Raw genomic sequence first — 534 nt, 5'->3', positions numbered from 1 at the left:
ATGATCTGGTCGACATCGCGCGCAAGCACGGCTTTGCCGACATCGAGGTCATCGACGACGATCTCGGGCGATCCGCGAGCGGAACGGTGGCACGGCCCGGCTTCGACCGTCTGGTCTCGTGGCTCTGTGCGGGCAAGGTCGGGGCCGTCCTGTGTTTCGACGCGTCGAGGCTCGCGCGCAACGGGCGCGACTGGCATCATCTACTTGAACTGTGCGGACTTGTCGAAGCCAGGGTGATCGATCACGATGGCGTTTACAACCCTTGTCTTCCCAATGATCGTCTGCTTTTGGGCATGAAGGGCAGCATCAGCGAGTTCGAATTGGGCGTGATCCGGGCACGGATGCTTGACGCTGCCAAGGCGAAGGCCCGCCGCGGTGAACTGCGCCTATCAGTGCCGTTCGGTTATGTCTGGCATCGCGAAGCCGGTCTGGGCCTGGATGCCGATCTGCGTCTGCAAGAGGTGATCCGGCTTATCTTCGCCCGCTTTCGCGAACTCGGTAGCGCCCGCCAAGTGCTGTTGTCGATGAAGGCTG

At 62.0% G+C, this 534-nt stretch carries 1 protein-coding gene; it reads left to right on the top strand.

What is annotated here, in order from left to right:
- A partial coding sequence (locus AACY49_RS30295; RefSeq protein ID WP_339527940.1) for a recombinase family protein occupies window positions 1-534 on the top strand: 534 nt, incomplete at both ends.

This window comes from Pseudomonas sp. EL_65y_Pfl2_R96, assembly GCF_963970905.1.
Classification (GTDB): domain Bacteria; phylum Pseudomonadota; class Gammaproteobacteria; order Pseudomonadales; family Pseudomonadaceae; genus Aquipseudomonas.
The sequence above is the reverse complement of the archived record's forward strand: the minus strand, read 5'-3'. Positions and strand labels throughout refer to the sequence as shown.